Here is a 6673-nt window from a genome sequence, read left to right on the forward strand (position 1 = left end):
AAAACCTTGTCACGTAAGAACGGACAAGGCTTTCTCAAAAAACACACTAGGTTAAAGATAGCACAATCCGTCCTGTGATGCAACGTTATAGGATTACTGAGTACATTCTACGCCATATTGCTTTACATACAATATTGAGATGTTAGATTGAGAAAACAATCCCACCATTCCAAGCAAAGGCAAGGATAGGGGATTGTTGATCATTACAAACAGCAAGGCTTAAGGCTGGCATTCGCGACTATTTTTATATTTTTTACAAAAAGGGCTGTTCAAGCGCTTCTTGACACTGCGCTGTGGGATGACAGCACCTGGACGACAAATCGGCAAGTTTTTCTCTTTAAAAGTATAACATGGCCCTCCCGCTCTTGCTACTTCTTCATCTTTATAGCGGAATCCTGATTGGAGCATGCAAGCATAAGTTGTTGCTTTTGCATTGATGCTCTGCTTTCTGTTTTCTGGATCGACATCATAAGGTGTTGGCATACCACATTCTAATAAGGCTTTTCCTATCTCTGTAAAATCAGTAACGCCATTTTTCTCCCACGCGCTCAAATACCCCCCAGGAGTTTTATTAAACTGACATCCTGCAATACCTAACAAAGTTACAGCACTTAATAATTTTAGAGTTTGTTTCATTTTTTCCTCCATAATCTAATTCAAGGTTTTTGTTCACGATGAGATGAGCCATAATTATAGCGACATTTTTGACCCACGTCTCCAAGACAAGTATGGGGACTTACAGGATTTGTGATCACTCTCCACCATTCTTTCCACCAATTACTACCAGCAGGTATTGTCTCGTAGGTATAGCCATTGCCGCCAATAATTCTGCTGACAAAGTCGTATCTATTCCCATCAAAGCCAATAGTAGTTTGTTTGCCACCACTCACATAACCTAACAGACCGAATGCAATTAAAACATTAAAGGCTAGTCCATAGAGATTAATAGTCGTGTTTTCGTTGGCTATACCGTGAACACCTTCTTGTTTGAAAGAATTCAGCATATTCCCCAATGTCATGGTACCACGGCTATGTCCATAAAGTTCTAATCCTGTAAGACCATAGCTATACATCAAATCTTTTGCTTCTTGTGTTGAATTGGTCAAACCCCAAAAGTTATTTTCCATAAACTTCTGATAGCCCGCGACTAGAAATTCTGAGATAGCAGAACGGCTTGAGGGAACACAACAAAATCTGGACGACAAATCGGCAAGTTTTTCTCTTTAAAAGTATAACATGGCCCTCCCGCTCTTGCTACTTCTTCATCTTTATAGCGGAATCCTGATTGGAGCATGCAAGCATAAGTTGTTGCTTTTGCATTGATGCTCTGCTTTCTGTTTTCTGGATCGACATCATAAGGTGTTGGCATACCACATTCTAATAAGGCTTTTCCTATCTCTGTAAAATCAGTAACGCCATTTTTCTCCCACGCGCTCAAATACCCCCCCAGGAGTTTTATTAAACTGACATCCTGCAATACCTAACAAAGTTACAGCACTTAATAATTTTAGAGTTTGTTTCATTTTTTCCTCCATGATCTAATTCAAGGTTTTTGTTCACGATGAGATGAGCCATAATTATAGCGACATTTTTGACCCACGTCTCCAAGACAAGTATGGGGACTTACAGGATTTGTGATCACTCTCCACCATTCTTTCCACCAATTACTACCAGCAGGTATTGTCTCGTAGGTATAGCCATTGCCGCCAATAATTCTGCTGACAAAGTCGTATCTATTCCCATCAAAGCCAATAGTAGTTTGTTTGCCACCACTCACATAACCTAACAGACCGAATGCAATTAAAACATTAAAGGCTAGTCCATAGAGATTAATAGTCGTGTTTTCGTTGGCTATACCGTGAACACCTTCCGTTTGGGAAACGCGTTTGCATGAGGAACGTTCTCTCTTTAAGGACGAGAGAAACATAAGTACAAAGCAACACATAACCCCCATTAGAATTCACAAGCAAATCTTACCTAGGCAAATCCCGCACATATTAACAAAAATATCTTTTTGTAAATTTGCAGATCATCTATCACTACCCTAAACAATAAAGTTTTACAGCACAACAAGATAAATTAAAGCAGAAAATTTTTTGTTATAAAGAAAAAGAACCATTGGAAATAAAGTAAGAAATCGCCTATATCTGAGCGGTAAAGTATCATAAGGAGACAAAAATGCGCCTTACAATTGTTGGTGCAAATGGAAGAATGGGGCGTGAACTTATTACAGCAATTCGACACAGAAAAGATGTAGAACTTTGTGCTGTTCTTGTACGAAAAGGTTCATCTTTTGTAGGCAAAGATGCCAGTGCATTGATTGGTTCAAATTTTCTTGGAATTTGCATTACTGATGATCCCCAAAAGGCCTTTTCTAACACAGAAGGTATTTTAGATTTTTCACAACCACAAGCTAGTCTACTTTATGCTAAATATGCTGCTCAAAAAAGCCTTGTTCATATTATTGGCACCACAGGATTTACCAAAACAGAAGAAGAAAAAATTGCAAATTTTGCGAAATATACGACAATTGTCAAATCTGGAAATATGAGCCTTGGAATAAATGTTTTAGCCAACCTTGTGAAGAAAGCTGCTAAAACATTAGAAGCCGATGATTTTGATATCGAAATTTATGAAATGCATCACGCTAACAAAGTTGATACCCCCTCTGGTACAGCCCTTTTTCTTGGGCAAGCAGCAGCTGAAGGTCGCAATGTTATACTTAAAAATGTGCGTGTCAACGAACGGAATAGCTCTATAGGTAAACGCAAAAAAGGTACCATAGGCTTTTCCTGTTCACGTGGTGGAACAGTTATTGGGGAACACAGTGTCATTTTTGCCGGTTCCAATGAACGCATTATTCTTTCACATACAGCGCAGGAACGTTCTATCTTCGCTAATGGCGCATTAAAAGCAGCTTTGTGGGCAAAGAATCATGAAAACGGTCTTTATTCAATGCTCGATGTCTTGGGATTGAACGATGTAAACGATCAATATAAATAGAGGAAATTCATAAATGGGACGCATTCTTGTATTAATCCGTCATGGACAAAGTGAATGGAATCTCAAAAACCTTTTTACCGGTTGGAAGAACCCTGATTTAACAGAAAAAGGTCATGCAGAAGCGATAGCAGCAGGAAAAAAACTGAAAGAATCTGGTCTGAAGTTTGATATTGCTTATACATCTGCCTTACAGCGTGCTCAAAAAACGGCTCAATATGTTTTAGAGCAAATGGATCAATCAGACTTAGAAGTAATAAAAACTTCCGCATTGAATGAACGCAATTATGGTGATCTCTCTGGTTTAAATAAAGATGACGTACAGCAACAATGGGGGAAGGAACAAGTACAAATATGGCGACGCTCCTATACGATTGCACCCCCTAATGGAGAAAGCCTACGCGATACCGGTGCACGCATTTGGCCTTATTATCTTTACCATATTCAGCCTCACATTTTGCGCTCCCAAACTGTTTTGATCGCTGCGCATGGAAACTCTCTCCGTTCTCTTATTATGGCACTTGAAGGTCTAACCAGTGAAGAGATTATATCTCGAGAATTAGCCACCGGTATTCCTATTATTTACACATTTAATCCCGATTCAACCGTTTCATCAAAGACAGTCCTCATACCTTAAACTTTCAAAACCATACCACTCACTCTACACATTCAATTCAATAATTTTAAACTGAGCAAATAAACACTATATTTTATTGACAGAACTTCTTCACAAGCTTAGATGGATTTTATGAGCCCAGATGGCGGAATTGGTAGACGCGCAGGTTTCAGGTACCTGTGCCGCAAGGCGTGGAGGTTCGAATCCTCTTCCGGGCACCATTTTTTGTCATTAACATATTAAAATACATAGATTTTCCTTTAAATAGTAATTTTCAGACCACCTTTTAGATCATCTCTTGTGGTTTATACAATTTTACTTAATTTGTTGTTATTTGCTGCGTATTTTTCTTTGGAGTAAAGGCTAGAATCTCTTTTTTTTCTCCATCTTACTGCTCTCCCTAGCTTATAGGGCTGAGGAAACTTCCCTTGAAGTACCCAATTGCGAATCGTTGTGGTTAATACACTAAAAAGCTGTGCACATTCACAGGTTGTTCCATATCTATCGCCATCATCAAATATCATCTCATTACCTTTCTATTTTTATATTACTTATTACTTAAATGGGTGGGGGTGCTGGGAGGAGAGAGCACCCCCATAACTTCAAGCGGCTTTTGTCGAGACCTTTTGCATCTCTTGTTCTATTTCTGCTAAAAAGACTTCGACCGCTTGATTAATCTGTTTAATTTGTTCTTCATCACGATGAATGCGTTTGATTTTCATGCGCAAGTATGTTGATTGCCTCGTAAAACGTGGGTCATAACTGATAAAATCACACCATTTTCGTCCCGTACAAGCCATTTGGAATTGCATTTGCGCACGATATTCAGGCTTTATAGTGTCATCTATAAAAAAGCGTAAATGGTTTGGGGATTGTGAGCATTTGACTTCAACTAAGCCGTCATCACCAACAAACCCATCAGGGCTTGCACCAGCCATTTTGATTGTGGGATGTTGGATGAAACCACACCCTATGACCTCTGTATCATAAATGAAAGCATATTCTTTCAGTGCATTCTCTTCATGTTCAATGCCCCATTGCATAGCAGGTGTTGTATAAAATTGGCTTACTTCTCCTGTTAAACGCTCTGTAATGAGTTTAATTTTATAGTTTTCATATTTTTTTGTTGGGGTTCCCTTTGCTGTTTTACTCAGGACATTGTAAATATTTGATGCGGTGACTTTTCCCAAGCGCGCTTGAAACCATTCTGCTGTTCTTTGGTCCATTTCACACCACCGTTTGTTCATCTTGTGATGGTAAAGAGGGTTCTGTTTCTATCTTTTTCTTGTTTTGTTTATTTTTCAAAAGATGTAACACCGTCTGTGCTTGTCTATCAGACATATCGTCAAACTTTTCAACGTTTGCATAAGCAAGGATTTTTTCTTCCTCTGTTTGGGTTTGTGACATGAGGTTTCTGATTTCAGTGATCTGTTGTGGAAAAGCAGATTTGATAAGTATATTTCCATCTGTGTCATCTTCTTTGCTTGCTACATTAAGAAGCATGCTTAAAAGATATCTGCGTGCGTAAGTGATGGTGGAGCCTACCGATTGGATGGTTGATTTGCATCCTTTAACATCGTAAGGAAATTTTCCTTCTGTTGATATTTTGTTTCCTGAGGGATGTGTCAACGTCATTTCTATAATCATAGTATCATGGTCTTGTTCTTTAATACGAGAAAACAAAGCGAAGTGGTATTTTGACAAGGTTTCCTTTACAGCATCAATGTGCTGGTCAAGGGTTGTATATTGGCTATTTGTATGGGCATTCTTAGCGTTTTTTTGAATGTTTTGATATTCCATTTGCATAGCTGAAAGATCAGAAACAAAGCATTGGTAGTTTTGTCTCTCTATTTCTTTTTCTCGCAATGCAATGAGCCGCTCGAGACGGTCCATATCGACGTCATTTTCTAAGGCTCTGGTTAAAATGCGTTCCATAGCGGTTTGTTTAATCGCTAAATGATGTGTTTCTTCTAATTTCTGTTAGGTTAGTGTTTTGTTCCTTCATCTTGATTTCCTCCGTTGGAGCGCAATTCACCCGTGGCGTGAATCACGCTGGTGTTTAAAAGTTGGTTGTGTGGTTAGAAACGGTTTATAGAGAGACTATAAGATTTGTCGTTCGTATTTCTTTTCCATGATTATAACCCCTTAATGCATGCTTTGTCTTTTAAACTCTTGAGATAGCACACCAATTCCTTTTTCTGTGATTTTTGCGCAAGGAATAACTTTTTCTATTCTACTTGCGGTTTGAAGTGTGATGGTTGGACAATCCATAAGTTGCTTTTGGATTTTGTCTGGATGAAGAGGATACATGATAGGTTATAAACCAGATTTATAGCCCTCATTAAAAAGGTTGCTTAAGTAAAACATGCCCCTTCCCGTTCTCAAAATGGGGAGGGTTTAAAATGCTTCTTCTAAAGCTGTTTGCTCCTTACAATTCTTTTGAATAGGCGTTAAGCTAATCTGCAAATTTAAAGCACTCAAAACACTGAGAAAAGTAGAAAGCCGTGGGTCGCCTTTATCACTTAAAGAACGATAAAGAGACTCGCGATTTAGTCCTGTCTCTTGAGAAACAGTTGTCATTCCTTGTTTACGCGCAATAATGCCTAATACATGTGCAATATAACCGCTATTTTTGGTTTCTAAAGCATCATCTAATAAGATCTTAAAGTCTTCAGGCGTATTAAAATATTCACTTACATCAAATTTAGTAATTTCCATGTTTCATTTCCTTTACTAATTGAAGGGCTTTTTCGATATCTTTTTGTTGTGTGGATTTATCACCAGCATTTAATAACAAAATGATTTGTTTCCCTTGTTTTACAAAATAAATCCTATAGCCTGGTCCATAATTTATTTTTAGTTCACCAATGCCACGGAAATATTCCACGTCTCCTAGAAGCCCATATTCAAGGCGGAAAATACGTGCAGCAATTTTCTTTTGTACTTGTTTGCCTTTGATAAGATATTGATTTATAATGATAATTTAGCATTATTCATATGGAATTAAAGACCAGAATAACGTAAGATTCTCTCATTTCAAACCTGCTTATCTTGAAT

At 38.1% G+C, this 6673-nt stretch carries 8 protein-coding genes, 1 tRNA gene and 3 pseudogenes; 3 read left to right on the plus strand and 9 right to left on the minus strand.

The features are described 5' to 3' along the window. Positions 1–219: 219 nt before the first annotated feature. From GGR08_RS07365 to GGR08_RS08450, 4 genes and pseudogenes are all read right to left on the minus strand, one after another. Complete coding sequence (locus tag GGR08_RS07365; protein WP_183194680.1) at positions 220–636, minus strand: hypothetical protein; 417 nt, start codon at positions 634–636, stop codon at positions 220–222. Positions 637–656: 20 nt separating this feature from the next. Beyond that, positions 657–1127, minus strand: coding sequence for a filamentous hemagglutinin (locus GGR08_RS07370; protein ID WP_246350207.1), 471 nt, complete (start codon positions 1125–1127; stop codon positions 657–659). A 20-nt stretch (positions 1128–1147) separates the two neighbouring features. Further along, positions 1148–1523, minus strand: a pseudogene (locus tag GGR08_RS08445) (hypothetical protein). Positions 1524–1543: 20 nt separating this feature from the next. After that, the gene (locus GGR08_RS08450) at positions 1544–1945 is read right to left on the minus strand and encodes a hypothetical protein (RefSeq protein WP_246350210.1); all 402 of its coding nucleotides are present in this window, start codon (positions 1943–1945) and stop codon (positions 1544–1546) included. A 233-nt stretch (positions 1946–2178) separates the two neighbouring features. Here GGR08_RS08450 and dapB point away from each other — a divergent pair, with 233 nt between their 5' ends. The 3 genes from dapB (at position 2179) to GGR08_RS07390 (ending at position 3837) form a co-directional block, all read left to right on the plus strand. Beyond that, entirely contained in the window at positions 2179–3003 is an 825-nt protein-coding gene (gene dapB, locus GGR08_RS07380; RefSeq protein ID WP_183194681.1) for a 4-hydroxy-tetrahydrodipicolinate reductase, read from the plus strand. A gap of 13 nt (positions 3004–3016) precedes the next feature. Then, on the plus strand, positions 3017–3637 hold the full coding sequence (locus GGR08_RS07385; protein WP_183194682.1) for a 2,3-bisphosphoglycerate-dependent phosphoglycerate mutase: 621 nt from the start codon (positions 3017–3019) through the stop codon (positions 3635–3637). A gap of 115 nt (positions 3638–3752) precedes the next feature. After that, positions 3753–3837, plus strand: a tRNA-Leu gene (locus GGR08_RS07390). 98 nt (positions 3838–3935) lie between these two features. Here the strand turns inward: GGR08_RS07390 and GGR08_RS07395 are convergent. The 5 genes and pseudogenes from GGR08_RS07395 to GGR08_RS07415 all read right to left on the minus strand — a co-directional run bounded on the left by GGR08_RS07395 (position 3936) and on the right by GGR08_RS07415 (position 6593). After that, positions 3936–4140 (minus strand): annotated as a pseudogene (locus tag GGR08_RS07395) (helix-turn-helix transcriptional regulator). Between the two features lie 78 nt (positions 4141–4218). Next, the gene (locus GGR08_RS07400; protein ID WP_183194684.1) at positions 4219–4842 is read right to left on the minus strand and encodes a lambda exonuclease family protein; all 624 of its coding nucleotides are present in this window, start codon (positions 4840–4842) and stop codon (positions 4219–4221) included. A 1-nt stretch (position 4843) separates the two neighbouring features. Then, positions 4844–5621 (minus strand): annotated as a pseudogene (locus GGR08_RS07405) (ERF family protein). Between the two features lie 392 nt (positions 5622–6013). After that, complete coding sequence (locus GGR08_RS07410) at positions 6014–6334, minus strand: addiction module antidote protein (RefSeq protein ID WP_183194686.1); 321 nt, start codon at positions 6332–6334, stop codon at positions 6014–6016. Continuing rightward, positions 6321–6593: a type II toxin-antitoxin system RelE/ParE family toxin gene (locus GGR08_RS07415; RefSeq protein ID WP_183194687.1), complete on the minus strand. Its 273-nt coding sequence runs from the start codon at positions 6591–6593 to the stop codon at positions 6321–6323. The genes GGR08_RS07410 and GGR08_RS07415 overlap by 14 nt, the downstream gene beginning before the upstream one ends. Positions 6594–6673 lie beyond the last annotated feature (80 nt).

Origin of the sequence: Bartonella fuyuanensis (assembly GCF_014197255.1) — a bacterium.
Classification (GTDB): domain Bacteria; phylum Pseudomonadota; class Alphaproteobacteria; order Rhizobiales; family Rhizobiaceae; genus Bartonella; species Bartonella fuyuanensis.